This is a genomic window from Streptomyces sp. LHD-70, from assembly GCF_031157275.1.
Classification (GTDB): Bacteria; Actinomycetota; Actinomycetes; order Streptomycetales; family Streptomycetaceae; genus Streptomyces.
The window spans coordinates 171,279-196,474 of the sequence record NZ_JAVIFW010000005.1; the positions used below are offsets into that span (position 1 = coordinate 171,279).

The 25,196-nt window shown below is 72.2% G+C and carries 23 protein-coding genes; 17 read left to right on the forward strand and 6 right to left on the reverse strand.

Annotation, left to right across the window (positions count from 1 at the left end; genetic code table 11):
* The first annotated feature begins 132 nt into the window (after window positions 1-132).
* The 4 genes from RCO28_RS11455 (at window position 133) to RCO28_RS11470 (ending at window position 5,520) form a co-directional block, all read left to right on the forward strand.
* On the forward strand, window positions 133-1,317 hold the full coding sequence (locus RCO28_RS11455) for a glycine betaine/L-proline ABC transporter ATP-binding protein (RefSeq protein ID WP_308940936.1): 1,185 nt from the start codon (window positions 133-135) through the stop codon (window positions 1,315-1,317).
* Window positions 1,310-3,931, forward strand: a complete 2,622-nt coding sequence (locus RCO28_RS11460; RefSeq protein WP_308940937.1) for an ABC transporter permease/substrate binding protein — start codon at window positions 1,310-1,312, stop codon at window positions 3,929-3,931. Before RCO28_RS11455 ends, RCO28_RS11460 begins: the two co-directional genes overlap by 8 nt.
* 306 nt (window positions 3,932-4,237) lie before the next feature.
* Window positions 4,238-4,783 carry a cupin domain-containing protein gene (locus tag RCO28_RS11465; protein WP_308940938.1) on the forward strand — a complete coding sequence of 182 codons (546 nt, stop codon included), beginning with the start codon at window positions 4,238-4,240 and terminating at the stop codon, window positions 4,781-4,783.
* On the forward strand, window positions 4,780-5,520 hold the full coding sequence (locus RCO28_RS11470; protein ID WP_308940939.1) for a helical backbone metal receptor: 741 nt from the start codon (window positions 4,780-4,782) through the stop codon (window positions 5,518-5,520). Before RCO28_RS11465 ends, RCO28_RS11470 begins: the two co-directional genes overlap by 4 nt.
* Before the next feature lie 37 nt (window positions 5,521-5,557).
* Here the strand turns inward: RCO28_RS11470 and RCO28_RS11475 are convergent, their stop codons facing one another.
* On the reverse strand, window positions 5,558-6,685 hold the full coding sequence (locus RCO28_RS11475; RefSeq protein ID WP_308940940.1) for a TDT family transporter: 1,128 nt from the start codon (window positions 6,683-6,685) through the stop codon (window positions 5,558-5,560).
* Between the two features lie 70 nt (window positions 6,686-6,755).
* Between RCO28_RS11475 and RCO28_RS11480 the strand changes: the two genes are divergently transcribed.
* Window positions 6,756-7,763 (forward strand): LysR family transcriptional regulator, encoded by a 1,008-nt coding sequence (locus RCO28_RS11480; RefSeq protein ID WP_308940941.1) that lies wholly within the window; start codon window positions 6,756-6,758, stop codon window positions 7,761-7,763.
* Window positions 7,764-7,789: 26 nt separating this feature from the next.
* Here the strand turns inward: RCO28_RS11480 and RCO28_RS11485 are convergent, their stop codons facing one another.
* The 3 genes from RCO28_RS11485 to RCO28_RS11495 form a co-directional block, all read right to left on the reverse strand.
* The gene (locus RCO28_RS11485; RefSeq protein WP_308940942.1) at window positions 7,790-8,488 is read right to left on the reverse strand and encodes a gamma-glutamyl-gamma-aminobutyrate hydrolase family protein; all 699 of its coding nucleotides are present in this window, start codon (window positions 8,486-8,488) and stop codon (window positions 7,790-7,792) included.
* 26 nt (window positions 8,489-8,514) lie between these two features.
* On the reverse strand, window positions 8,515-9,975 hold the full coding sequence (gene eat, locus RCO28_RS11490) for an ethanolamine permease (RefSeq protein ID WP_308940943.1): 1,461 nt from the start codon (window positions 9,973-9,975) through the stop codon (window positions 8,515-8,517).
* Between the two features lie 237 nt (window positions 9,976-10,212).
* Window positions 10,213-10,941 (reverse strand): FCD domain-containing protein, encoded by a 729-nt coding sequence (locus RCO28_RS11495; protein ID WP_308940944.1) that lies wholly within the window; start codon window positions 10,939-10,941, stop codon window positions 10,213-10,215.
* A 77-nt stretch (window positions 10,942-11,018) separates the two neighbouring features.
* Between RCO28_RS11495 and RCO28_RS11500 the strand changes: the two genes are divergently transcribed.
* The 4 genes from RCO28_RS11500 (at window position 11,019) to RCO28_RS11515 (ending at window position 15,533) form a co-directional block, all read left to right on the forward strand.
* Window positions 11,019-12,383 (forward strand): glutamine synthetase family protein, encoded by a 1,365-nt coding sequence (locus RCO28_RS11500; protein WP_308940945.1) that lies wholly within the window; start codon window positions 11,019-11,021, stop codon window positions 12,381-12,383.
* 8 nt (window positions 12,384-12,391) lie between these two features.
* A complete protein-coding gene (locus RCO28_RS11505; protein WP_308940946.1) occupies window positions 12,392-13,765 on the forward strand; it encodes an aldehyde dehydrogenase family protein in 1,374 nt (457 codons plus the stop codon).
* Window positions 13,762-14,544, forward strand: coding sequence for a 3-oxoacyl-ACP reductase (locus RCO28_RS11510; protein WP_308940947.1), 783 nt, complete (start codon window positions 13,762-13,764; stop codon window positions 14,542-14,544). Before RCO28_RS11505 ends, RCO28_RS11510 begins: the two co-directional genes overlap by 4 nt.
* A 98-nt stretch (window positions 14,545-14,642) precedes the next feature.
* Window positions 14,643-15,533 (forward strand): DUF2510 domain-containing protein, encoded by an 891-nt coding sequence (locus tag RCO28_RS11515; RefSeq protein WP_308940948.1) that lies wholly within the window; start codon window positions 14,643-14,645, stop codon window positions 15,531-15,533.
* A gap of 97 nt (window positions 15,534-15,630) precedes the next feature.
* Here RCO28_RS11515 and RCO28_RS11520 read toward each other — a convergent pair whose 3' ends face one another.
* Window positions 15,631-16,839 carry an amino acid deaminase/aldolase gene (locus RCO28_RS11520; protein WP_308940949.1) on the reverse strand — a complete coding sequence of 403 codons (1,209 nt, stop codon included), beginning with the start codon at window positions 16,837-16,839 and terminating at the stop codon, window positions 15,631-15,633.
* Between the two features lie 195 nt (window positions 16,840-17,034).
* Here RCO28_RS11520 and RCO28_RS11525 point away from each other — a divergent pair, with 195 nt between their 5' ends.
* From RCO28_RS11525 to RCO28_RS11535, 3 genes are read left to right on the forward strand one after another with little or no spacing between them, the layout of a single operon-like run.
* A complete protein-coding gene (locus RCO28_RS11525; RefSeq protein WP_308940950.1) occupies window positions 17,035-18,429 on the forward strand; it encodes a hypothetical protein in 1,395 nt (464 codons plus the stop codon).
* Window positions 18,426-19,613, forward strand: a complete 1,188-nt coding sequence (gene mycP / locus RCO28_RS11530; RefSeq protein WP_308940951.1) for a type VII secretion-associated serine protease mycosin — start codon at window positions 18,426-18,428, stop codon at window positions 19,611-19,613. The genes RCO28_RS11525 and mycP overlap by 4 nt, the downstream gene beginning before the upstream one ends.
* Window positions 19,614-19,638: 25 nt before the next feature.
* Window positions 19,639-20,376 carry an SseB family protein gene (locus RCO28_RS11535; RefSeq protein WP_308940952.1) on the forward strand — a complete coding sequence of 246 codons (738 nt, stop codon included), beginning with the start codon at window positions 19,639-19,641 and terminating at the stop codon, window positions 20,374-20,376.
* A gap of 64 nt (window positions 20,377-20,440) precedes the next feature.
* On the opposite strand, the gene RCO28_RS11540 is transcribed toward RCO28_RS11535, so the two are convergent.
* Window positions 20,441-20,812, reverse strand: a complete 372-nt coding sequence (locus RCO28_RS11540) for a DUF1844 domain-containing protein (RefSeq protein ID WP_308940953.1) — start codon at window positions 20,810-20,812, stop codon at window positions 20,441-20,443.
* Window positions 20,813-21,319: 507 nt separating this feature from the next.
* On the opposite strand from RCO28_RS11540, the gene infC reads away from it, so the two are divergent.
* The 5 genes from infC (at window position 21,320) to RCO28_RS11565 (ending at window position 25,047) form a co-directional block, all read left to right on the forward strand.
* Window positions 21,320-21,985: a translation initiation factor IF-3 gene (infC, locus tag RCO28_RS11545; protein WP_308941240.1), complete on the forward strand. Its 666-nt coding sequence runs from the start codon at window positions 21,320-21,322 to the stop codon at window positions 21,983-21,985.
* 113 nt (window positions 21,986-22,098) lie between these two features.
* Window positions 22,099-22,293 (forward strand): 50S ribosomal protein L35, encoded by a 195-nt coding sequence (gene rpmI, locus RCO28_RS11550; protein WP_004933563.1) that lies wholly within the window; start codon window positions 22,099-22,101, stop codon window positions 22,291-22,293.
* Between the two features lie 101 nt (window positions 22,294-22,394).
* Entirely contained in the window at window positions 22,395-22,781 is a 387-nt protein-coding gene (gene rplT / locus RCO28_RS11555; RefSeq protein WP_308940954.1) for a 50S ribosomal protein L20, read from the forward strand.
* Window positions 22,782-22,952: 171 nt separating this feature from the next.
* Complete coding sequence (locus tag RCO28_RS11560) at window positions 22,953-23,792, forward strand: RNA methyltransferase (RefSeq protein WP_308940955.1); 840 nt, start codon at window positions 22,953-22,955, stop codon at window positions 23,790-23,792.
* A gap of 118 nt (window positions 23,793-23,910) precedes the next feature.
* Complete coding sequence (locus RCO28_RS11565; protein ID WP_308940956.1) at window positions 23,911-25,047, forward strand: ATP-binding protein; 1,137 nt, start codon at window positions 23,911-23,913, stop codon at window positions 25,045-25,047.
* Window positions 25,048-25,196 lie beyond the last annotated feature (149 nt).

Below are 25,196 nucleotides of genomic sequence, written 5' to 3' on the forward strand. Positions count from 1 at the left end.
GCGGGCAGCCGGAGCGAACCGATTGACGGATTCAACTAGTCCGTTTGAAACGGTGAGCGGGAGGATTCCGCGCCGCTCCACGGCCCGCCGGCGGGGGAGGCGGGCCGTCTCACGTACGAACCGAGAGGCTTTATGTCCAGGCTGCAGGCCGAGCACCTCTACAAGGTGTTCGGCAGACGACCCGACGACGCGGTCCGCAGGCTCGAGAGCGGCGCCGACCGCGACGAGCTCCGCTCCGAAGGCACCACCGCGGCGGTGATCGACTCCTCGTTCACCGTTGAGCCGGGCCAGATATTCGTCGTCATGGGTCTGTCCGGATCCGGCAAGTCCACGTTGCTGCGCATGCTCAACGGACTGCTCGAGCCGACCGCGGGCCGGGTGCTCTTCGACGGTGAGGACATCACGCACCTCACTCCGCGCAAGCTGCGCGAGGTGCGCTCGACGAAGATCAGCATGGTCTTCCAGCACTTCGCCCTCTTCCCGCACCGCAGCGTCCTGGAGAACGCCGGTTACGGCCTCGAGGTGCAGGGCGTGAGCCGGAGCGAGCGCGAGAAGCGCGCCACCGAGGCGCTGCGCCTCTGCGGCCTGGAGGGCTGGGAGAAGTCCTGGCCCGACGAGCTGTCCGGCGGTATGCAGCAGCGCGTCGGCCTGGCCCGCGCGCTCGCCACGGACGCCGATCTGCTGCTCATGGACGAGTCGTTCAGCGCGCTCGACCCGCTGATCCGGCGCGATATGCAGGACCAGCTCCTGGAGCTGCAGAAGACCCTGAAGAAGACCATCGTCTTCATCACCCACGACCTCAACGAGGCCATGCGTCTGGGCGACCAGATCGCGGTCATGCGGGACGGCCGGATCGTGCAGATCGGCTCTTCCGAGGACATCCTCGTGCGGCCCGCCAACGACTACGTCGCGTCCTTCATCCAGGACGTGGACCGCTCGCGCGTGCTCACCGCCGGTGCCGTCATGGAGCCGGTCGACGGTGCAGTCGACGCCGTGCGCGCCGCCGCGCCCGCGACGGTCACCGAGGACACCCCGCTGGTCGAGCTGTTCGCGCTGTGCGCCACCACCGACGCCCCCGTCGCCGTGGCCGACGCCGCGGGCGAGCTCGTCGGCCAGGTCTCGCGTACGCGCCTGCTCGCCGCGCTCGGCGAGGAGAGCTCGGCCGAGGCCGCCGTACCGCAGCAGCGGAACGAGGCGCCGACGCTGACCAAGCAGGCCGACAAGGCCGACAAGGCCGATGACGCCGAGCCCGTCGAGGACGTGAAGCCCGACGAAGGCGAGGCCGACGAGGCCGAGGAGGTGTCCGCGCATGCCTAGGGTCCCCCTCGGAGACTGGGTCAACAGCGGAGTCACCTGGCTCCTCGACCACATGAACTGGCTGTTCGACGCCGTCAAGGCGGTCGTCACGGGCCTCTACGACGGCATCATGGCCGTCCTGTCCGCCCCCGAGCCGCTGCTGCTCGTCGGCATCTTCGCCGTGGTCGCGTTCTGGCTGCGCGGGCTGCTCGCCGGTGTGCTCACGCTCGCGGGCTTCGGGCTGATCATCTCGATGGAACTCTGGGACAACGCGATGATCACGTTGTCCCTGGTGCTCGTCGCCACGATCGTCGCGCTCATCCTCTCGGTGCCGCTCGGCATCTGGGCGGCGCGCTCCAGCACCGTCAGCGGCATCGTCCGGCCCGTCCTGGACTTCATGCAGACGCTGCCCGCGATGATCTACCTGATCCCGGCCATCCTGTTCTTCGGCATGGGCGCCTCCGCGGGCATCATCGCGACCCTGATCTTCGCCCTGGCCCCCGGCGTCCGCATGACGGAGCTGGGCATCCGCCAGGTCGACAAGGAACTGGTCGAGGCGGCCGAGGCGTTCGGCACCACGCCGCGCAACACGCTGCTCCGCGTCCAGCTCCCGCTGGCCCTGCCGACGATCATGGCGGGCGTCAACCAGGTCATCATGCTGGGCCTGTCCATGGCCGCGATCGCGGGCATGGTCGGCACCGGCGGTCTCGGCGGTGACGTCAACCAGTCCATCGGCCAGCTCGACGTCGGTCTCGGCGCCGAGGCCGGTTTCTCCATCGTCATCCTCGCCATCTACCTCGACCGCATGACCGGTTCGCTCGGCAGCCAGGTCTCCCCGCTCGGCCGTCGCGCCGCCGCCAAGGCGCGCGCCGCGCAGGGCCTGAAGATCTGGAGCTACCGCCCGCGCCCCGCGTTCGCGGTCGTCGGCGTTGTGATCCTCGCCCTCGTGGCGGGCGGCCTGAACTTCATGGGCAAGGCCGACACCGAGGCGGCCGGCGACGGCACCAACGTCGGCCAGGGCAAGAAGATCTCCATGGGCTACATCCCGTGGGACGAGGGCGTCGCCTCCACCTTCCTCTGGAAGGAGATCCTGGAGCAGCGCGGCTTCAAGCCCGAGGTCAAGCAGCTCGAGGCCGGGCCGCTCTACACCTCGCTCGCGCAGGGCCAGCTGGACTTCCAGACCGACGCCTGGCTGCCCACCACGCACGCGGAGTACTGGAAGAAGTACGGCTCCAAGCTGGAGGACATGGGCGACTGGTACGGCCCGACCTCCCTGGAGCTCACCGTGCCCTCGTACATGAAGGGCATCGATTCGCTCGCGGACCTCAAGGGCCAGGGCAAGAAGTTCAAGGGCAAGATCATCGGCATCGAGCCCAGCGCCGGCATGATGAAGCTCCTCAAGGACAAGGTGCTCAAGGAGTACGGCCTTGAAGCCGAGTTCGAGGTCGTCGACGGCTCGACGCCCGCGATGCTGGCCGAGCTGAAGCGCGCGTACGCCAAGAAGGAGCCCATCGTCACCACGCTGTGGTCGCCGCACTGGGCGTACAGCGACTTCGACCTGAAGAAGCTCAAGGACCCGAAGGGTGCCTGGGGCGAGGGCGACCAGGTGCACACCGTGGCGCGCAAGGGCTTCTCGAAGGAGAACCCCGAACTCGCCAAGTGGATGAAGGACTTCAAGCTCACCGAGAAGCAGCTCACCAGCCTCGAGTCGGAGATCAACAAGACCGGCAAGGGCAAGCAGCAGGACGCCGTCCGCGCCTGGCTGAAGAAGAACCCGGGTCTGGTCGACAAGCTCGCCCCCGTCCAGAAGAAGGCGCCCACCGAGGGCGGCAAGGGCGAGGCCGCACGCCCGGTCAACGTGGCCTGGTTCCCGTGGGACGAGGACGTCGCCGTCACGTACCTCTGGAAGAACGTCCTGGAGAAGCGCGGCTACACGCTGAACCTGAAGCAGTCCGACGTCGGCCCGGTCTTCGCCGGACTGTCCCAGGGCTCTCTGGACGTCAACTTCGACGCCTGGCTGCCGACCACGCAGAAGCAGTACTGGGACAAGCACAAGAACGACCTGACCAAGCTCGGCTCGTGGTACAGCCCGACCTCCCTGGAGATCGCGGTCCCCTCGTACGTCAAGGGCGTGAAGTCCATCGAGGACCTCAAGGGCCGCTCCGGTGAGTTCAACGGCAAGATCATCGGCATCGAGCCGGGTGCCGGGATCATGACCAAGATGAAGGACAAGATCCTTCCGGGCTACGGCCTCGACAAGGAGTACGAGCTCGTCGAGGGCTCCACCCCGGCGATGCTGGCCGAGCTCAAGCGGTCGTACGCCAAGAAGGAGCCGGTCGCCGTCCTGCTGTGGACGCCGCACTGGGCGTACAGCGAGTACGAGCTGACCAAGCTCAAGGACGGCAAGGGCCTGTTCGGCGAGGGCGACAAGCTCTACAACATCGCCAACAAGAACTTCCCGAAGCAGTACCCGCAGCTCTCCAAGTGGCTGAAGAACTTCAAGATGAGCGAGGAAGAGCTCGCGAGCCTGGAGAACGTGATCAAGAAGCGCGGCAAGGGCGAGGAGGAAGAAGCCGTCGCCGCGTGGATGAAGGACCACCCGGGCATGGTCGACCGGATGGCACCGATCGAGTAACCCGCGTTCCGCGCACCACCTCCGAGGGGTGGGTCTCCCCAGGCCGTACGGCCTGCGGCGAGGCCCACCCCTCGGGGCGTTCCGGGGCCGTGCGCAGCGAAGGGGTCCGCGGGCTGATCTTCTGGCGCACACTGGAAGGGTGAACCAGACGGTGTACGGGCCGCGCCTCCGGCCGGTACGGTCCGAGCCCGGCCGGTTTGCGACGGGTGCCCGGAGCAGCAGGACCGTTGGCAGGGCGCGGGCCGGGCTGCTTGCGTAGGGTGCTGAGCACACGATCGGACCGAAGCGACAGAGGGGGGCCGGACCATGGACGACAAGGAATCCGCGCGGGTCGGCGTGGCCATCCGGCGCCGCCGCCGCGCACTGAGCCTGACGCTCGCCGCCGTGTCGGGGCGCAGCGGCCTGTCGGTGCCCTTCCTCAGTCAGATCGAGAACGAGCGGGCCCGCCCCAGTCGTACGTCCCTCGAGCGCGTGGCGGACGCCCTCGGCACCACCGCCGTCGAGCTGCTCTCGGCCGCCGACGCGGAGCGCACCGTCGAGGTGGTCCGCGCCGAGGCCGAGCAGCCGGTGCCGAGCACGCGCCGCCTCGTGCACGGCCAACACCAGCTGCACGCCCTGGAGTTCGTCGGCGACCACGACTCGGGCCGCGAGTTCCAGCACCGCAACGACGAGCTGATGTATGTCGCCGAGGGCGCCGTAGAGGTCGAGGCGGAGGGCCGGGCGTACCGGCTCGCGCGCGGTGACTCGATGTTCCTGTCCGGCGGTGTGCGGCACCGGTGGCGGGCCGCGGTGCCCGAGACGCGTGTCCTGGTCGTCGCCGTGGGTGAGCACATCAAGGCCGAGCCGGAGTGAGTCCGCGGCGGGTCGTCTCGCTCGTGCCCTCGCTCACCGAGGCGGTGGCCCACAGCGCGCCCGGCCTGCTCGTCGGCGCCACGGACTGGTGCAGTCACCCGGCGGACCTGGACGCGGCGGGCGTCGTACGCATCGGCGGTACGAAGAACCCCGACGTCCCCGGCATCGTCCGCCTCGCCCCCGACCTGGTGATCGCCAACGAGGAGGAGAACCGCGCTCCGGACCTCGCCGCGCTGCGCGCCGCCGGGCTCGACGTCCTCGTCACGGAGATCCGCGACCTGCCGTCGGCGCTGCGGGAGCTGGACCGGGTCCTGGTGCGGGGGTGCGGGCTCGCCCGGCCGGGCTGGCTCGACGAGGCCGCCGACGCGTGGCGGTCACCGCCCGGACCGCTCGGCGCCCGCGCCCTCGTCCCGATCTGGCGCCGCCCGTGGATGGTCCTCGGCCGCGGCACCTTCGCCGGCAATCTCCTGGCCCGGCTCGGGGTCGCGAACGTGTACGCCGAGCACGCCGAGCGCTATCCCCGGGTCCCGCTCGACGCGCTGCGGGAGTCCGGGGCGGACCTGGTGGTCCTGCCGGACGAGCCGTACCGCTTCACGGCCGAGGACGGGCCCGAGGCCTTCCCGGAGCTGCCCGCCGCGCTGGTCGACGGGCGCCAACTCACCTGGTACGGGCCGTCGTTGGTGCGTGCGCCAGCCGTCCTCGGCGCTCAGCTGCGGGCGGCGCTCACGGCCCGCTGAGGAGGCCGTACGGGCTCGCGTACGGGCTCGTATGCGCTCACGCACGCGCGGGCGCGGCAAGCAGCCGGCCTGCGAGCAGCCCCCGGAACGTGGCGGTCGCGGCGATCAGCCAGGCGGCGACCAGGAAGACGTACAGCGCGGTCGCGAGCCAGTCGTACGCGGCGAGGCCGGTGTGCCGGGCCAGGCCCGCGGCGCCCGTGACGCAGGTGCCGACCGGGAACGTGAAGCCCCACCACGTCATGCTGAAGCGCAGTCCGGCACGGGCGGCGCGGACCACCATCGCGAGCGCGATCGCCAGCCACAGCAGCGCGAACCCGAGCACCGGCACGCCGTACACCACCGCGAAGGACTCGAAGGCGCCCGCGTACGAGCCGCCGATGGCGGTCGGGGCCACGTCGGCCAGGGAGTTGACGGCGGTCGTGGACTGGCCGAGCGGGCCGAGGACCAGGAACAGGGTGGGCGTCAGGGCGAGCGGCAGCGGGCCGTGCACCACGAGCCGGCCGAAGATCAGCGGCAGCATGAGGAGCGTGGCGAGCAGGCTCAGGCCGAACATCGCGTAGCTGCCGAGCAGCATGGCCTCCTGCCACTGGCCGGCCGGGAGATGCGGGAGCAGCAGCGGACCCTGCGAGGCCGACACCATCGGCGCCACCACGGGCAGCAGCCACACCGGCGACGCGGTGCCCGGGTCGACCTTGTGCCGGGTCACCATCAGATACGGGATCGCGGCGGCCGCGACCAGGCCGATCGCCGTACCGGCCGTGAACAGCACCACGTCGACGGCGACCGCCGTGCGCTCCCCGATGACGCCCCCGCCGAGCGTGAGCGTGCCGCCGCCGACCGCGAGCAGCGCCATCGACAGGCAGCCGTAGAACGGCGCCACCGCCGGGTCCAGCAGATGCGCCCTGGCCTGGTCCCGGTGGCGCAGCCAGTGCCCGGCGCGGGCCACGAGCAGCACCGCGAGCAGCAGCGCGGACAGCGCCCACACGGCGACGGCGGCGGCGTGCGGCACCGGGGAGGGCAGCGCGACCCCGGCCGAGGCGACGATCGCGGTGCCCATGACGGCCGCGTACCAGTTGGGGCCGAGGTATCGCAGCGGGGAGGTGGTCCTGCGGTCCGCCGCGAGTGCGGGGGCGGGAAGGTGCTGCGGGTGCGCGTAGCTTGCCATGGCCTCAGCGTCCCGCCGCCGTCCCGCCCTCACCAGGGGGGATGTTGCTATGAGGGCATAAGCTGGAGTTATGAGCAACAGGCGGGACGAGGGGACGGCGGCGGGCGTGACGGGCTCGGCGAACGGCTGGGGCAACGGCTGGGGCAACGGGGCCGGGGGTTCGGCGGGGGACGCGCATCTCGCCCACCGGGTGCCCGAACTCGGCGCGCTGCAACTGCTTCTCGCCGTCGCCCGGCTCGGCAGCCTGGGCCGCGCGGCCGCGGAGCTGGGCATCAGCCAGCCCGCCGCGAGCAACCGGATCCGGGCCATGGAACGGCAGTTGGGCGTCGGCCTGGTGGAGCGTTCGCCGCGCGGCTCGCGGCTCACCGACGCGGGCGTGCTCGTCACGGACTGGGCGCGCCGCGTCGTCGAGGCCGCCGAGGCGTTCGACGCGGGCGCGCAGGCGCTGCGGTCACGCCGCGACTCCCGGCTGCGGGTCGCGGCGAGCATGACCGTCGCCGAGTATCTGATGCCCGGCTGGCTGATCGCGCTGCGCCGGGAGCGGCCGGACACCGCGGTGTCCTTGCTCTCCGGGAACTCCGCGGCCGTCGTGGAGCGGCTCCTCGCCGACGAGGCCGACCTCGGCTTCGTCGAGGGGCTCACCGCGCCGCGCGGCCTGCGCGGCGCGGTCGTCGCCCGGGACCGGCTCGTCGTGGTCGTCGGGCCCGACCACCCGTGGGCCAGGCGGCGCGCACCGCTGGCCCCGGCCGAACTCGCCGCCACCGGGCTGATCCTGCGCGAGGAGGGCTCCGGCACCCGGGAGGTCCTGGACGCGGCACTCGCCGAGCACGGCGGCCTCGCCGCGCCCCTCCTCGAACTCACCTCGACCACGGCGCTCAAGGCCGCCGTCGCCAGCGGCGCGGGCCCCGCGGTGCTCAGCGAACTCGCCGTGGCCGAGGAGCTGGCCGCGCACCGGCTCATCCAGATCCCGGTCGAGGGCGTCGACCTGCGGCGCGCCCTGCGCGCGGTCTGGCGCTCGGGGCAGCGGCCCACGGGCCCTGGACGGGACCTGCTGTCGCTGACGCGACGGTCTCAGTGAGACCTCAGTAAGACTTCAGTGAGACCTCAGTGGACCCCAGGCGGGCCCGAAGCCTCCACCAGCGCCCGCATCACCCGCACGTCCACCCCCATCTCCGGATGCCACTGCACCCCCAACACCCAGGCGAGTCCCGGCAGTTCGACCGCTTCCACCGTGCCGTCGGCGGCGTGCGCCGAGGCCACGAGGTTCCGGCCGAGGCGGTCGACGGCCTGGTGGTGGTACGTCGGTACGTCGTCCTCGTCCGGCACGATCGAGGCGTAGCGCGTGCCCGGCACCGGCTTGACCGGGTGGCTGCCGAAGACGCCCTGCTCGACGGCGTGCCCCTCCAGGTGCTGGACGAGGGTGCCGCCGAGGGCGACGTTCAGGAGCTGCATGCCGCGGCAGATGCCGAGCAGCGGGGTGCCGGAGGCCAACGCGGCGTCGATCAGGGCGAGTTCCCAGGTGTCCCGGGCCCGGTTCGGCGGGCCGGTGCGCTGCTCGGGCTCGGCGCCGTACCGCACCGGCTCGACGTCCTGGCCGCCCGCGATCACCAGACCGTCGACGCGGGCGACGGCGGCCGCCGCGTACGCCGGGTCGTCCGGCGGCAGCATCGCGGCGACACCGCCCGCCGACTGCACCAGGCGCGGATAGCCCGCCGGCAGCAGCGCCGTCTCCAGCTCCCACACGCCCCAGCGCGCGCTCGCCTCCAGATAGGTGCTGACTCCGATCAACGGCCTGACAGCCACCGCTCACACTCCCTCGTCCCGCGCGACTAGTTCCGTTCCAACTCTGCCTCGGCCGCGGCCAGCGCCGCGAACTCCTCCTCCGGCGCCCGCGCGACCAGGTGCCTGCGGCTGTAGAAGCCGAAGTACGCGATCGCCACCACGTACACCCCGAGCGCGATGAGCGCCGCCGTCACATCGACCAGGAACGTCGCCACCAGCGCCGCGCAGGCGAGGACCAGCGCGACCGACGAGGTCAGGATGCCGCCGGGGGTGCGGTAGGGGCGGTCGAGGTGCGGCTCGCGGCGGCGAAGGACGATGTGCGAGAGCGACATCAGGGCGTACGAGATGGTGGCGCCGAAGACCGCGACGTTCAGCATGCGCGCGCCGTTGCCGCTGGCCGCCGCGAGGGCGAAGCCGATCGCGCCTGGCACCAGAAGGCCCAGGTAGGGGGCCTTGCGGCGGCTGGTCAGGGAGAGAAACTTGGGCAGGTAGCCGGCCCGGGAGAGCGCGAAGAGCTGCCGCGAACCGGCGTAGATGAGCGAGAAGAACGACGCGACCAGACCGGCGAGGCCCGCGTAGTTGACGATCCGGCTGAGCGTGGTCGGCTCGCCGTCCGGCTGCAGCGCCTCCACCAGCGGGTTGCCCGCCGACTGGATCGCGGCGGAGCCGCGGGCGCCCGCCGAGGCGAAGAACGTCAGCAGGGCGAGGCAGACCAGGATCAGCATCGACCAGCGGATCGCCTTCGGCAGTGTGCGCGCCGGGTCCCGGGTCTCCTCGGCGGCCAGCGGCACGCCCTCGACGCCGAGGAAGAACCACATCCCGAACGGGAACGCCGCCCAGATGCCCAGAATCCCGTACGGCAGCCAGGAGTTGGCGCCGAACGCCTCCGGGTCCACCTTGATGTCGTTCAGGCCGGACGCGTCGAACTCCGTGAACGCGCCCACCGCGAAGACGAGCAGCGCCGCCACCGCGATACCGGTCACCACGAAGCTGAACCGCAGCGCCTCGCCGACGCCCCACAGGTGGATGCCGATGAAGATCACGAAGCAGGCGAGGGTCAGCGGCCAGCCCGACTCCAGGCCGAACAGGCCGAGGGACTCGACGTAGTCGCCGATGAAGATGGAGATGGCGGCCGGGGCGAGGACGTACTCGATGAGGATCGCCGTACCCGTGAGGAAGCCGCCCCAGGGGCCGAGGGCGCGGCGCGCGAAGCCGTAGCCGCCGCCCGCCGTCGGCAGGATCGAGGACAGCTCGGCGAGCGAGAAGACCATGCACGTGTACATCACGCCCATGAGCACGGTGGCGATGGCCAGTCCGCCGAAGCCGCCCTCCGCGAGGCCGAAGTTCCAGCCGGAGAAGTCACCGGAGACGACGTACGCGACGCCCAGGCCGGTGAGCAGCAGCCAGCCGGCGCTGCCGCGGCGCAGCGCGCGGCGCTCCAGGTAGTCGTCTGTCGGCGTGCCGGGTGGTGCGGTGGTGTGTTCGCGCTCGGGCCGTGCTTGCGTCATGGCAGGGGCTCCCGCGTTGGCCAATGGAGTGGTTCCATACCTTTGCGGGGTGGGTGGGTGCGGCGCAAGACCTGCGGCGCCTTTTCTCCCCGCCCCGCCCCTTCCCGAATGTCCTGCCGGACGGGCCTCCTCAAACGCCGGAGGGGCTGAATTTTCAGCCCCTCCGGCGTTTGAGGAGGAGCCCGCAGGGCGATCGGCGGTGACCGAGTCGACGGGTCGGGGCGGGCCACGGAACCCCTACGCCAAGAACCCCCGCAACAGCGCCGCCGTCCCGCAGCAGTGCTCCCGCATCGCGCGCCGCGCCGCCTCCGGGTCGTGGTCGAGGACCGCCGCCACCAGCGTCGCGTGCTGCTGCTGCGAGTGCTCCAGGTTGCGTACGAGCAGCGGGATGCAGTCGAGCAGGTCGTTCACCGTGGCCCGGACCGCCGCGTACTGCCCGGCGAGCGTCGTCGAACCGGACAGTTCGGCGAGTGTGAGGTGGAAGAGGGTGTCCAGGCGCCGGTAGTCGGTGAGCGGCGCGTCCTGCGTGGCCGAGAGCGCGTCGAGCAGCCGGTCCTCCTGCTCCTTCGACAGCCCCTGCCCGGCGCAGAGCTCCGCCGCCCCCGTCTCCAGGACCTCGCGGAAGCGCAGCACGTCCTCCAGGTCGACGTCCTTCAGGCGGCGCCGCAACTCGTCCTCGCCGCCCGCGCCGCCCTCGCGGGGCAGCACGAACGTGCCGCCGTACCGCCCGCGCCGGCTCTCCACCAGGCCCTGGTCCTGCAGCACCTTGAGCACCTCGCGCAGCGTGACCCGGCTGATGCCGAGCTGCTCCGCCAAGTCCCGTTCCGCGGGCAGCCGTTCGCCCGCGGGCACGAGGCCGAGCCGGACCACCTGGAGGATCTGCTCCAGCGCCTCCTCGAAGCCGTTGCCCGCGCGCACCGGGCGCAGGACGCGCGGGAGGCGCTGCGCTCCCTCAGTCGTGGACATCGAGCGTTTCCCCCTTCCCAAGGAATGGTTCTCGTGCATACCTTAAAGCCTCCGGACCGCCCAAGGAGGAGACCCCCGTGGCAGACCGCACACCGCCGCTCACCGTCGAGGAGCTTCGCGCCCTCGTCGCGAGCGGCGAGATCGACACCGTCGTCCTGGCCTTCCCGGACATGCAGGGGCGCCTTCAGGGCAAGCGGTTCGCCGCCCGCTTCTTCCTCGACGACGTCCTGGAGCACGGCACGGAGGGCTGCAACTACCTGCTCGCCGTCGACGCCGAGATGAACACCGTCGACGGATACGCGATGTCCAGCTGGGAGACCGGCTACGGCGACTTCGCGATGGTCCCCGACCTCGGCACCCTGCGCCGCGTCCCCTGGAACGAGGGCACCGCGATGCTGATCGCGGACCTTGCCTGGAGCGACGGCTCGCCCGTGGTGGCCGCACCCCGGCAGATCCTGCGCCGCCAGCTGGACCGGCTCGCCGAGCTCGGCTACACCGCCCAGGTCGGCACCGAGCTGGAGTTCATCGTCTTCAAGGACAGCTACGAGCAGGCCTGGGACGCCGACTACAAGGGCCTGACCCCGGTCAACCAGTACAACGTCGACTACTCCGTCCTCGGCACCGGCCGCGTGGAGCCGCTCCTGCGCCGTATCCGCAACGAGATGGCGGGCGCGGGCCTCACCGTCGAATCCGCCAAGGGTGAGTGCAACCCTGGTCAGCACGAGATCGCCTTCCGCTACGACGAGGCCCTCGTCACCTGCGACCAGCACGCGATCTACAAGACCGGCTCGAAGGAGATCGCCGCCCAGGCGGGCCTCTCCCTCACCTTCATGGCCAAGTACAACGAGCGCGAGGGCAACTCCTGCCACATCCACCTCTCCCTCGCCGACGCCGACGGCACCAACGTCATGCCGGGAGACGACGAAGGAGGCATGTCGCCCGTCATGCGGCACTTCCTCGCAGGACAGCTCGCCGCGCTGCGCGACTTCTCCCTCCTGTACGCCCCCAACATCAACTCGTACAAGCGGTTCCAGCCGGGCTCGTTCGCGCCGACGGCCGCGGCCTGGGGGTACGACAACCGCACCTGCGCCCTCCGCGTCGTCGGCCACGGCCGCTCGATGCGGTTCGAGAACCGGCTGCCCGGCGGTGACGTCAACCCGCACCTCGCGGTCGCGGGCCTGGTCGCCGCGGGTCTGTACGGCATAGAGCAGAAGCTCGAACTCCCCGAGGCCTGCCCCGGCAACGCCTACACCGCGGACTTCGAGCACGTCCCCACCACCCTCAGGGAGGCCGCCGAACTCTGGGAGAACAGCCCCATCGCCAAGGCCGCCTTCGGAGACGAAGTCGTCGCCCACTACCGCAACATGGCGCGGGTCGAACTCGACGCGTTCGACGCCGCGGTGACCGACTGGGAGCTGCGCCGCTCCTTCGAACGCATGTGAGGCCCCTGTTGTCGTACGAGCACCACGTACTGAACCCGGCCACCGAAGAGCTGGTCGCGACGGTCCCGGCGACCACCGTGCAAGAGGTCGACACGGCCGTCGTACGGGCCGCCGCGGCCCAGCAGAAATGGTCCGCCCTGGCCCCCGCCGACCGGGCCCGCGCCCTGCGCCGCTTCGCCGTGAAGGTCGACGAACACCTGGAGGAACTGGCCCAGTTGGAGGTCAGGCAGGCCGGGCACACCATCGGCAACGCCCGCTGGGAGGCGGGCAACGTCCGCGACCTCCTCGACTACGCCGCCGGGGGAGTGGAACGCCTCAGCGGCCGCCAGATCCCCGTACCCGGCGGCCTGAACGTCACCCTCCTCGAACCCCTCGGCGTCGTCGGCGTCATCGCGCCCTGGAACTTCCCGATGCCGATCGCCGCCTGGGGCACCGCACCCGCGCTCGCGGCCGGCAACGCCGTCCTCCTCAAGCCCGCCGAGACCACCCCGCTCACCGCCCTGCGCCTCGCCGAACTCGCCCTGGAATCCGGCCTTCCCGAGCACCTCTTCCAGGTCCTGCCGGGCGCCGGGGACGTCACCGGGAACGCGCTCGTCGAGCACCCCGGCGTCGCCAAGATCGTGTTCACCGGCTCCACCCGGGTCGGCAAGCAGATCATGGCCAAGTGCGCGGACCGCGTGAAGCGCGTGACCCTCGAACTCGGCGGCAAGAGCCCCAACATCGTCTTCGCCGACGCCGACATCGAGGCGGCAGCCGCCGCCACCCCGATGTCCTTCCTCGACAACTCCGGCCAGGACTGCTGCGCCCGCACCCGCATCCTCGTGCAGCGCTCCGCGTACGACCGGTTCATGGAGCTGCTCGGCCCCGCGATCGACTCCGTCGTCGTCGGCGACCCGGGCGACGAGAAGACCCAGATGGGCCCGCTGATCTCCAAGGTCCAGCTGGAGCGGGTGCGTTCGTACGTCACCGGCGGCCTGGACACGATCACCGGCAGCGCGCCCGAGGGGCCCGGCTTCTGGTTCCCGCCGACCCTCGTCACCGGCGTCGACCCGGCCGCGCCCGTCGCCGCCGAAGAGGTCTTCGGGCCGGTCGCCGTGGTCCTTCCGTTCGAGGACGAGGCGGACGCGGTGCGGCTCGCCAACGCCACCGAGTACGGCCTCTCCGGCTCGATCTGGACCCGGGACTCGGGGCGCGCGATCCGCGTCTCGCAGGCTGTCCGCGCGGGCAACCTGTCCGTCAACTCGCATGCCAGCGTGCGCTATTGGACCCCGTTCGGCGGCTACAAGCAGTCCGGCCTCGGCCGCGAACTCGGCCCGGACGCCCTGACCGCCTTCACCGAGACCAAGAACGTCTTCATCAGCACGGAAGGTTCCGCACAGTGACTGAACAGAGCATCTGCCGCCGCCTCGTCGGCCGCACCGCCGTCATCACCGGAGCAGGCAGCGGCATCGGCCTCGCCACCGCCCGCCGCCTCGCCTCCGAGGGCGCGAACGTCGTCTGCGCCGACATCGACGAGACCGCGGGCAAGACGGCCGCCGAGGAGGTCGGCGGCACCTTCGTGCAGGTCGACGTCACCGACGGCGAGCAGGTCGAGGCGCTCTTCAGGACCGCGTACGAGACGTACGGCAGCGTCGACATCGCCTTCAACAACGCCGGCATCTCGCCCCCCGACGACGACTCGATCCTGGAGACCGGCCTGGAGGCGTGGAAGCGCGTCCAGGAGGTCAACCTCACCTCGGTCTACCTGTGCTGCAAGGCCGCCATCCCGTACATGCGCGAACAGCGCCGCGGCTCCATCATCAACACCGCGTCGTTCGTGGCGCGGATGGGCGCGGCCACCTCGCAGATCTCGTACACCGCGTCCAAGGGCGGCGTCCTCGCCATGTCCCGCGAGCTGGGCGTGCAGTTCGCCCGCGAAGGCATCCGGGTCAACGCGCTGTGCCCCGGGCCGGTCAACACCCCGCTGCTTCAGGAGCTGTTCGCCAAGGACCCGGAGCGGGCCGCGCGCCGCCTCGTGCACGTCCCGGTGGGCCGCTTCGCCGAGGCCGAGGAGATCGCCGCGGCGGTCGCGTTCCTCGCCAGCGACGACTCGTCGTTCGTGAACGCCACGGACTTCCTCGTCGACGGCGGCATCGCGGGCGCGTACGTGACGCCGCTGTAGGCGTCCCGCCCCCCGGCGCCGTACGGGCCCAGAGCCCTGCTCGTACGGCGTCCGAGGGCTCCCTCCCCGCCGGGCGGCACCCCACTTAAGGTGTGCGGATGAGCATGACGACCCCGCCCGGCTGGTACCCGGACCCCGCGGCACCGTCCCTGGAGCGCTGGTGGGACGGCGCCGCGTGGACCGAGCACACCCGCGCCGCGGGTACACCGGGCGCGCCGGGCCCGGCCGACGCGGCAGCACCGCAGCCCCCGGCGCCGACCGGTGAGGCGTCCGGCCGGGCCAAGGTCGTCGCGCTCGGCGCCGCCGGACTCGTGCTCGTCACGGCGATCGTCACCGGAGTCTTCGCCCTCGGCGGCGGGGGCGAGCCGGGCCCCGGCCCCGGGCCGACCACTTCCGCCCCGGAAAGCCCCACCGACCCGGAGTCGACCCCGGCGACCTCGCCGACCGCGAGCCCCACCACCGACACGAACGCCCTGGTCGACCAGCTGAACGGCATCTCGCTGCCCCTCCTCGACGGCTGGGAGCGCGCCGAGCGCCCCGCCGACCGGGTGCCCACCGCGGTCACGGAGGACGAGTACGAGTGCCCCGGCACCACCGCCCTCTGCCGGACCGGCCGGGTCGGCACGTACTCCGTGACCGCCGACGGCAACGCCACCGCCCGCAGCGTCGCCGAGCAGGACATCGTCGAGGCCGCGGAGCGCGCGTACGACCGCGACAGCATCGGCCGCAGGCCCTACAACGGCATGAAGGACCACCGCGAGGTCGACTCGGGACGCGTCGAAGTCGCGGGCGCCGCGGGGCACTTCGTGCGCTGGCGGGTCACCACCGCGTCGGGCCCCGGCGGATACGTGCAGTCCCTGGCCTTCCCGGCACCCTCGGGCGCCGCGGGCAGCATGGTCGTCGTCCGCTTCGCCTTCGACGCGGGCCCCGACGGACCGCCGCTCTCCGCCATCGACAGGATCACCCACGGGATCCGCTCCACCCGCTGACCCGGCCCAGGGCCCGTAAGGGGAAGGTCCGGCCCCCTCAGAGGAACGCCCGGCCCCTCAGAGGAACGCCCGGCCCCTCAGAGGAACGCCCGGCCCCTCAGAGGAACGCCCGGCCCTCGCCCCGGTACGTCGGCACCGACTCCGTGACCCGGTCGCCCTCCACCAGGTGCAGCTGCTCGAAGCGCTCGCACAGCTCGCCCGCCTTGGCGTGCCGGAACCACACCTTGTCGCCGATCAGCAGATCGTCCGCGGGCGAGCCGAGCAGCGGCGTCTGCACCTCGCCCGCGCCCTCCTGGGGGTCGTACCGCAAGCCCTGCGGCAGATACGGCACCGGCAGCCGGTCGCGGCCCGCCGCACCGGACGCCGGATAGCCGCCGCCCAGAACCGTCACCACACCCACACCGGGCCTGCGCACCACCGGCTGCGCGAACAGGGCCGCCGGACGGCCGCTGAACGACGTGTAGTTGTCGAAGAGCCGCGGGACGTAGAGCCCCGAGCCCGCCGCGATCTCCGTGACCGCCGCCTCCGCCGCCGTGTGCTGCACACTGCCCGTGCCACCGCCGTTCACGAACTCCAGGCCCGGCTCGACGGCCCGCACCGCGCGCACCACCTCCGCCCGCCGCGCCGCCAGCTCCCGCCGCGCCGCCGCCTGCATGGCCCGGATCGCCCGCGAGCGCACCGGCCGCCCGGCGAGCAGATCGCCCACCCCGGCCACATGCCCCTCGTACGCCATCACGCCCACGAGCCGGAACCCCGGCCTGCGCGCCACCGCCCGCGCCAACTCGGCGACCTGCGCGGGGGAGCGCAGCGGCGAGCGGCGCGCACCGATCCGCACCCGGCCGCCGAGCAACTGCAGGGCCGTGTCCAACTCCAGGCAGACGCGCACCTCTTCACGCCCGCGGTCGCCGTCCCGCGCCGCGTCGATCAGCCGCAACTGCGCCGGGTCGTCCACCATCACCGTGACCGCCGCGGCCAGCTTCGGGTCGGCGGTCAGCTCCGCGAAGCCCGCACGGTCCGCCGACGGATACGCGAGCAGTACGTCCTCGAAGCCCGAGCGGGCCAGCCACAGCGACTCGGCGAGCGTGAACGACATGATCCCCGCGAACCCGTCCTTCGCCAGGGCCCGTTCGAGCAGCGCACGGCAGCGCACCGACTTGCTCGCCACCCGGATCGGCTTGCCGCCGGCCCGGCGCACGAGGTCCGCGGCATTGGCGTCGAACGCCTCCAGATCCACGAGGGCGACGGGGGCGTCGAGGTGGGCGGTGGCCCGGTCGTAACGGGCGCGATCTGCAGCGAGAGCCGTCATGAACGCAGCCTGCCAGACCCCTCTACCCAGGGGTAGGGGGATGATCCGGACAGATCACCCGCGGCCCTCGGACGGGTTCCCGCCCGACCTGCATCAGCCCGTAGAGTGACGCGCAGGCAGGGAAGAACGGGCCTGTCTCCGACGGCTGTACCCGACGGAGGTCGAACAGAGCCCGCGCTCGAGGACGGGGGGTGCATGAGCACAGACGCGCGCAGTGCCGGAGTCCCCCCGCGCCCCTCCTCGCCGCCCCCGCCCAACCCGTCGACCCGGCTGCCCGACGAGCCGCCCCGCACCGAGACCGCCCTCCCGATCCACCGCACGGAGACCGGCGCACCGGTCCATCGCGCCGACGCCGGTCAGCGCCCCGAGCCGGCCGAACCCACGCCTCCGCAGCGCCCGAACCCGCCGGCCGGCGCCCCCGTACAGCCGTCTGCGCCCGCGAGCGGTCCCGCCACCCCGGCTGTCCCTCCGCTTCCCACCGGTGACGCAGGCATGCCGAGCCCCAGCGGCACCGGCCGCATCCCCGCGCAGCCCGCACCCCCTGCGGCCCCCGCCCCGCGCCCCAGCGAGACCACCGCGCGGCTGCGGCCCGTGCCCCCGGCCCCCGGCGAGCAGCCCGCGCGCCGCGGCGGCTCCGCGCCCCTGCCGCCCGAGACGCCCCGGCACCCGCAGCCGCCGCCGCGTCCCGCGGAGCCGCCCCGCCCCGCCCCGCGCCGCCGCCCCGTCGGCTCCGTCGACCTCAGCCCGCAGCCCGGCGCCGGCCGCCCCATCCACTTCGGCCGGCCCGCCGTCTTCGACGACCGCACCGCGCGGCTGCGTCCCGTCCCCGCCCGCACCAAGCCCCGGCTCGCCGCCGTCGCCGCCTGCCTCGTGCTCGGCTTCGGCCTCATCGGCGGTGCGGTGACCGGGAGTTGGCTCACCGGCGAGGCCGACGGCGCCCCCAGCTCTGAGCGCGTCTACAGCGCCGCGGGCGCCGCCTGGCACAACGAGAAGGTCGACACCCTCTTCCCGCCCCGCGTCAAGGGCGACGGCGCGGGCCCCGGCGGCGCCGACCGCGTCTGGACCCGGATCGCCGTCGCCCCCGACAGCGGCTGCAAGACCGCCCTCGACCCGCTCCTGCGCAAGGCACTCCAACCCGCGGGCTGCGAACGGCTGTTGCGCGCCACGTACACCGACGCGACCCGGAGCTATGTCACCACCGTCGGCATGATCTTCACCAGGGCCGACGCCCCCTCGATGGGCTCCCTGCGCACCCGCTTCACCGAGGAGGGCCTGGACCAGCGCGACGACCTGATGCCACGGCCGTACGCGAAGAAGGGCACCGTCGCCGCCTCGTTCGGGGACGAGCAGCGGGCCAGCTGGACGGTCTCGGTCCTCACCGACGCCCCCGTCGTTGTCTACGCCGTCTCCGGCTTCGCCGACGGCCGCGAGGTCTCCGAGCCCGAGCCCGCCGCCGAGGCCATGGAGTCCGGCGCCACCAGCGCCCCCGCCCAGTCCGGCCTCGGCCACGAGGCGAAGGGGCTCACGGACCAGGTGGAGCGCGCCCTGCGCAAGACGGCCAAGGCGGCGTCGGAGGAGGAGCCGTCATGAGCGCCCGTACGAGAACGGCTTCCCGTTGGACCGGCCCGCTGAGGAAGGGCGGCACGCTCCTCGCCGCCGCCGCGCTCGCCCTGCTGCCCGCCGCCACCGCCCGCGCCGACGAGATCCGCACACAGGAGTGGGGCCTGGCCGCGCTGCACACCGCCGAGGCCTGGGAGAGCACCCGCGGCGCGGGCATGACCGTCGCCGTCCTCGACACCGGCGTCGACGACCAGCACCCCGACCTGGAGGACAACGTCCTGCCCGGCAAGGACATGATCGGCTTCGGCGCCACCCGCGGCGACCGCCCCTGGGCCCGGCACGGCACCGCCATGGCCGGAATCATCGCAGGTCACGGCCATGGAGCCGGAAACGACGAGGGAGTGCTCGGCATCGCCCCCGAGGCCAAGATCCTGCCCGTGCGCGTGATCCTCGAAGACGGCGACAAGTCCCGCAAGAAGGCCCGCTCCACCCGCGCCGGCGCCCTCGCCCAGGGCATCCGCTGGGCCGCCGACAACGGCGCCGACGTCATCAACCTCTCCCTCGGCGACGACAGCGAGTCCGCCCACGCCGACCCCACCGAGGACGCCGCCGTCCAGTACGCCCTGAAGAAGGGCGTCGTCGTGGTCGCCTCGGCCGGCAACGGCGGTGAGAAGGGCGACCACATCTCCTACCCGGCCGCCTACCCGGGCGTCATCGCCGTCGCCGCCGTCGACCGGTACGGCGACCGCGCCCCCTTCTCCACCCGCCGCTGGTACGCCACGGTCAGCGCCCCCGGCAAGGACATCGTCATAGCCGACCCGGACCGCGAGTACTACCGAGGCTGGGGCACCAGCGCCGCCTCCGCCTTCGTCTCCGGCGCCGCCGCCCTGGTCCGCGCCGCCCACCCGAACCTCCAACCCGCCCAGATCAAGCGGCTGTTGGAGGACACCGCCCGCGACGCCCCCGACGGCGGCCGCGACGACTCCCGCGGCTACGGCCTGGTCGACCCCGCCGCCGCCATCGAGGAGGGCGGCAAGCTCAAGCCGGAGAAGCTGAGCCCGGCGGCCTACCAGGACGAGTACTTCGGCGGCGGCCCGGACCCCGACCCCGACGACACCGCCGCGGCCTGGCTCGGCCCCCTCGCCGGCAGCCTCGGCGCGGTCTGCCTGGTCGCGGCCGTGGTCCTGTGGCGCGGGCGCCGCGATACGTACTGAACCACCCCCGGTAGGGTCGAGGACCGTGGCGAACAAGAACATCCCGGACTCCGGATTCTCCGACGACGACGGCTCCGCCGACCCGAAGCTGAGCGCGGCCCTCGCGGCCTGGGCCGAGCAGCGCTCCCCTTCGAGCGGCCGGGACGTCCTGGAGGCCCTGCCGGGCACCCGGCTCCTGGTACCCGTGGTCGCCGTGCTGGGGGAAGTGGAGACGGACGAGAACGGGCTTCGCCGCGAGAAGACCAGCGACATGGCCGTGCCGATCCTGAAGGCCGGCGACCGCAGCGCCCTGCCCGCCTTCACCTCCACCGAGGCCCTCGCCCTGTGGGACCCCGAGGCCCGCCCCGTCGCCGTACCCCTGCACCAGGCCGTGCAGGCCGCCGTGCACGAGAAGGCCGACACGATCGTCCTCGACGTCGCAGGACCGGTGCCCTTCGAACTCCCGCGCCCCGCCCTGCTCGCCGTGGCCGAGGGCCGCACCTCCACCGACCCGCTCGCCGACCCCGCCGTCACCGAGGCGGTACGCGCGATCGTCGCCGCCGAGCCCGCTGTGCTCCGCGCCCACCTCGGCCCGGGCAGCGCCGACGGCACCCTCGCCCTCGTCCTCGGGCCCGACCAGGCCCCCGCCGAGGCCGCCCGCCGCATCGCCGAGGCCCTCGCCGCCGACGAAACGCTGAGGGCCCGCCTGGTACGCGGCCTCGACCTGGCACTCCTGCCCGCCGAGGCGACGCCACCGGGCGAGCCCCTCTACGTACGCGCCTGATGACCTACGCGCCTGACTATGTACGTGCCTGCCTACGTACGCGCCTGATCGCGCGCGTGGGCCGTCAGCCGAAGACCGGGCCCGTGTACTTCTCGCCCGGGCCCTGACCCGGCTCGTCCGCCACGAGCGACGCCTCGCGGAACGCCAGCTGCAGCGACTTCAGGCCGTCCTTCAGAGGAGCGGCGTGGAACGAGCTGATCTCGGTGGTGCTCGCGTCGAGCAGTCCGGCCAGGGCGTGCACCAGCTTGCGGGCCTCGTCCAGGTCCTTGTGCGCGGCGCCCTCCTCGGTCAGACCGAGCTTCACGGCGGCGGCGCTCATCAGGTTCACGGCGACCGTCACGATCACCTCGACCGCGGGGACCTCCGCGATGTCACGGGTCATGGCGTCGAAGTCGGCGGAGGTCTCTTCGCCGGGGGCGGGGGTCGCGTCGCTCATGGCTTGCTTCTACTTCCTGGCTGCTGCTACAGAGGGGTCCGGCGGCTGCCGGGCCGCACCAGCCTAGGCCCCAGGCCCTGTCTTCGATCTCCCTCCCCCAGCTACCGCTGGGAGGTGCCCCCAGCCCTGCGGGCGACGACGGGAGATCGAAGACAGGGCCTGGCATCGGCGTGGCGTCCGCGCCCCCGAACGCTGGTATGCTGGTGAACCGACCGGCCGGACATGTCTGGTTTCCTCGCTGAAGGAACCAGTCGCACCGGCCCACAAGTGGAGGCTCCGCTCTCCCACCTGATCGCCCCCAGGGCGGCGGGTCACCGGTCCGACGGCCACCCCGAGTGGCGGTCCTCGCGCCCCGCGTACGACGCGGCGGTGCTCCGGTAAGTGATGGAGCCCCGCATGTGATCGTCTCCGGGGCATTTTTCTTGCGCCGGCGCGGTTAGGTCTTACGAAAAGAGACGTTACGCGGCAGTCCGCCAGGCCGTCGCGTGGTGCTACCGAGGAGGATCCATCAGCGCCGAGCCCCGCATCAACGACCGGATTCGCGTTCCCGAAGTGCGACTTGTCGGTCCTAGCGGCGAGCAGGTCGGGATTGTTCCGCTTGCCAAGGCCCTTGAGCTTGCTCAGGAGTACGACCTCGACCTCGTCGAGGTGGCGGCGAACGCCCGTCCGCCCGTCTGCAAGCTCATGGACTACGGGAAGTTCAAGTACGAGTCGGCCATGAAGGCCCGTGAGGCGCGCAAGAACCAGGCGCACACGGTCATCAAGGAGATGAAGCTCCGGCCGAAGATCGACCCGCACGACTATGACACCAAGAAGGGTCACGTCGTCCGGTTCCTCAAGCAGGGCGACAAGGTCAAGATCACGATCATGTTCCGTGGTCGCGAGCAGTCCCGGCCGGAGCTCGGCTTCCGACTGCTGCAGCGCCTCGCTTCGGACGTCGAGGACCTCGGGTTCATCGAGTCCAACCCGAAGCAGGACGGCCGAAACATGATCATGGTTCTCGGTCCGCACAAGAAGAAGACCGAGGCGATGGCCGAGGCCCGTGAAGCCCAGGCGGCCCGCAAGGCGGACGCCCCCGGCACCACGACCCGCCGGGACCGCGCGACGGACGAAGAGCCCACCGCGGAGGAGTCCGCCGCGGAGGAGTCCGCCCAGGAATCCGCCGAGGCCTGATCCGAGACCTGGGGTGCGAGCCCCGGACGTCCTGGACGCAACCGATACAACTGACGCTCCCGCCAGCCCGACCGGTTTGGTGGGAGCGCCACTGACGAGGAGAGAACGGCGCTATGCCGAAGAACAAGTCGCACAGCGGTGCCAGCAAGCGCTTCAAGGTCACCGGCTCCGGCAAGGTGCTCCGTGAGCGCGCCGGCAAGCGCCACCTGCTCGAGCACAAGTCGTCCCGCGTGACGCGTCGCCTCACCGGCAACGCCGAGATGGCCCCGGGCGACGCCGCGAAGATCAAGAAGCTTCTCGGCAAGTGACGTCGCGGCCCCCGAGGCAGGGGGCCGGACGCCTGGACCGGGACCTATTCGACACCGGGCCGTGTGACCACACCCACGGCCCCGCTACAAGGAGTTAACAAGTGGCACGCGTCAAGCGCGCAGTCAACGCGCACAAGAAGCGTCGGGCGATCCTCGAGCAGGCCAGCGGCTACCGCGGCCAGCGTTCGCGCCTCTACCGCAAGGCGAAGGAGCAGGTCACCCACTCCCTCGTCTACAACTACAACGACCGCAAGAAGCGCAAGGGCGACTTCCGTCAGCTGTGGATCCAGCGCATCAACGCCGCTGCCCGCGCCAACGGCATCACCTACAACCGCTTCATCCAGGGTCTGAAGGCCGCCAACATCGAGGTGGACCGCAAGATGCTGGCCGAGCTCGCGGTCAACGACGCCGGTGCGTTCGCCGCGCTGGTCGAGGTTGCGCAGAAGGCGCTGCCGAGCGACGTCAACGCGCCGAAGGCTGCCGCCTGAGTTACGGGTTGAGCTGAGCCCTGTCGGACCCGCAGACCCCTCGTGGTCTGCGGGTCCGACTGCGTCCGGCAGCCCGTCTGCCGATGTCCGTTCGTCGCCGCCCGCCGGTTGTGGTGGGTTGATCGCGCAGTTCCCCGCGCCCCTGACGGGGCTCCCCTCAAGGTTGGATTCATGGGTGCCGTACCCGAGTTGATCTCCCCCCGTTCCCCGCGCGTCAGTGCCGCGCGGCGGCTCGGCAAGCGGAACTTTCGCGGCAAGGAGCGGCTGTTCCTCGCCGAAGGGCCGCAGGCCGTACGGGAAGCCGCCGGGCATCGCGGCGACGCCGGGGCGACGCTCGTCGAGCTGTTCACCACCGTCGAGGCCGCCGAGCGGTACGCCGACATCGTCGGGGCCGCGCGCGACGGCGGCGCCCGGGTGCACCTCGCCGACGAGGCCGTGATCGCGGACATCTCCACCACCGTCACGCCCCAGGGGCTCGTCGGCGTCTGCCGCTTCCTCGACAAGCCCTTCGCCGAGATCCTCGCCGCCCGGCCCAAGCTGGTCGCCGTACTCGCCCACGTACGCGACCCCGGCAACGCCGGCACCGTGCTGCGGTGCGCCGACGCCGCGGGCGCCGACGCCGTGGTCTTCACCGACGCCTCCGTCGACCTCTACAACCCGAAGGCCGTACGCGCCTCCGTCGGTTCGCACTTCCATCTGCCGGTCGCCGTCGGCGTGCCCGTCGAAGAGGCCGTAACGGGCCTGCGGGAAGCGGGAGTTCGGGTGCTCGCCGCCGACGGGGCCGGGGACCGGGACCTCGACGACGAGCTCGACCACGGCACCATGGGCACCCCGACCGCCTGGGTCTTCGGCAACGAGGCCTGGGGGCTGCCGGAGGAGACCCGCGCACTCGCCGACGAGGTGGTGCGCGTACCCATCCACGGCCGCGCCGAGAGCCTCAACCTCGCGACGGCCGCCGCCGTGTGCCTCTACGCCTCCGCCCGAGCCCAGCGCACCGGGAACCCCCGCTGAAGGGGTCCGCTCCGTTACCCCGAACTAGTAGGGTGACGGGCTCGGGGGCCCCGCACGTCAGGCCAGGACCCAGCCCGCACCGGTGGACCCCAGCCCAATCGAGAGGTGGGGTACGGGGATGAGCGTCGGCACCAGCAGGCCCAGGGGAGTGCGTGGCTCCGCCGTGCGTCCCCCCGCCTCACGGCCCGACGACCCGTACGACGGCTCCCACGGGCTCGGCCTCGACCCCGACGACCTGCCGGACGGCCTGGTCGTCGCCGACGAGTCCGGCCGCGTCGTCTGCTTCAACGCCGCCGCCGTACGCATCACCGCGGTCAGCGCCGCCGACGCCATCGGCGCACCCATCGAGCGCGCCCTGCCCCTCGAGGACCTCGAAGGCCGCCGCTGGTGGACGCTGACCGATCCGTACGGCGGACTCACCACCCGCATCGGGCAGCCCGAGCGGAACCTGCTCCTTCCCGGCGGCCGTGAAGTCCTCGTCACCGCGCGGTACGTACGGACCCGGCCCACCGGACCCCTTCGCAGCCTCGTCGTCTCGCTGCGGGACACCGAGGCGCGGCGGCGTACCGAGCGCAGTCACGCCGAGCTGATCGCGACCGTCGCGCACGAGCTGCGCTCGCCGCTGACCTCCGTGAAGGGCTTCACGGCGACGCTGCTCGCCAAGTGGGAGCGGTTCACCGACGACCAGAAGAAGCTGATGCTGGAGACCGTCGACGCCGACGCGAACCGGGTCACCCGGCTCATCGCCGAGCTGCTCGACATCTCCCGGATCGACTCGGGGCGCCTCGAAGTGCGCCGCCAGCCCGTCGACATAGCCGCGGCCGTCGGACGCCACGTGCAGGCCCACGTCGCCGCGGGCAGTGCCGCCGACCGCTTCCTCGTCCGGGTGCGGCGCCCGCTGCCCGATCTGTGGGCCGACCCCGACAAGATCGACCAGGTGCTCAGCAACCTGCTGGAAAACGCGGTGCGCCACGGCGAGGGAACCGTCACCATTGACGTCGAGCCCATCGACCCGGTCGGCACGACCGTCACCGTCAGCGACGAGGGCCCAGGCATCCCGGAGGAGTCCATGAACCGCGTCTTCACCCGCTTCTGGCGGGGCAGCAAGCGCGGCGGCACCGGGCTCGGCCTGTACATCGTGAAGGGCATCGTCGAGGCCCACGGGGGCACGATCACCGTCGGGCGCGGGCCCGCGGGCGGCGCCGAGTTCCGATTTACGTTGCCCGTGGCGGCGCCGGCGTATCTCACCAGCTGAGCCAGGGCCACCACGGGCGCCTTCGCCAGCCTCACCCCCGTTAGACTCGACCTTTGGCACATTGCGTCTTCACGTCTGAGTCGGTTCATCGGTCAGCGATCGAGTCGTGGACGGGGCCATCCGCCAGCCAATCGGAAGCACGGGAAGAG

Excerpts from the sequence above, each read along its gene's own strand:
- RCO28_RS11455 (WP_308940936.1), top strand. The coding sequence starts at position 133 with ATGTCCAGGCTGCAGGCCGAGCACCTCTACAAGGTGTTCGGCAGACGA.
- RCO28_RS11460 (WP_308940937.1), top strand. The coding sequence starts at position 1,310 with ATGCCTAGGGTCCCCCTCGGAGACTGGGTCAACAGCGGAGTCACCTGG.
- RCO28_RS11465 (WP_308940938.1), top strand. The coding sequence starts at position 4,238 with ATGGACGACAAGGAATCCGCGCGGGTCGGCGTGGCCATCCGGCGCCGC.
- RCO28_RS11475 (WP_308940940.1), bottom strand. The coding sequence starts at position 6,685 with ATGGCAAGCTACGCGCACCCGCAGCACCTTCCCGCCCCCGCACTCGCG.
- RCO28_RS11480 (WP_308940941.1), top strand. The coding sequence starts at position 6,756 with ATGAGCAACAGGCGGGACGAGGGGACGGCGGCGGGCGTGACGGGCTCG.
- eat (WP_308940943.1), bottom strand. The coding sequence starts at position 9,975 with ATGACGCAAGCACGGCCCGAGCGCGAACACACCACCGCACCACCCGGC.
- RCO28_RS11495 (WP_308940944.1), bottom strand. The coding sequence starts at position 10,941 with ATGTCCACGACTGAGGGAGCGCAGCGCCTCCCGCGCGTCCTGCGCCCG.
- RCO28_RS11515 (WP_308940948.1), top strand. The coding sequence starts at position 14,643 with ATGAGCATGACGACCCCGCCCGGCTGGTACCCGGACCCCGCGGCACCG.
- RCO28_RS11520 (WP_308940949.1), bottom strand. The coding sequence starts at position 16,839 with ATGACGGCTCTCGCTGCAGATCGCGCCCGTTACGACCGGGCCACCGCC.
- RCO28_RS11525 (WP_308940950.1), top strand. The coding sequence starts at position 17,035 with ATGAGCACAGACGCGCGCAGTGCCGGAGTCCCCCCGCGCCCCTCCTCG.
- mycP (WP_308940951.1), top strand. The coding sequence starts at position 18,426 with ATGAGCGCCCGTACGAGAACGGCTTCCCGTTGGACCGGCCCGCTGAGG.
- RCO28_RS11540 (WP_308940953.1), bottom strand. The coding sequence starts at position 20,812 with ATGAGCGACGCGACCCCCGCCCCCGGCGAAGAGACCTCCGCCGACTTC.
- rpmI (WP_004933563.1), top strand. The coding sequence starts at position 22,099 with ATGCCGAAGAACAAGTCGCACAGCGGTGCCAGCAAGCGCTTCAAGGTC.
- RCO28_RS11560 (WP_308940955.1), top strand. The coding sequence starts at position 22,953 with ATGGGTGCCGTACCCGAGTTGATCTCCCCCCGTTCCCCGCGCGTCAGT.
- RCO28_RS11565 (WP_308940956.1), top strand. The coding sequence starts at position 23,911 with ATGAGCGTCGGCACCAGCAGGCCCAGGGGAGTGCGTGGCTCCGCCGTG.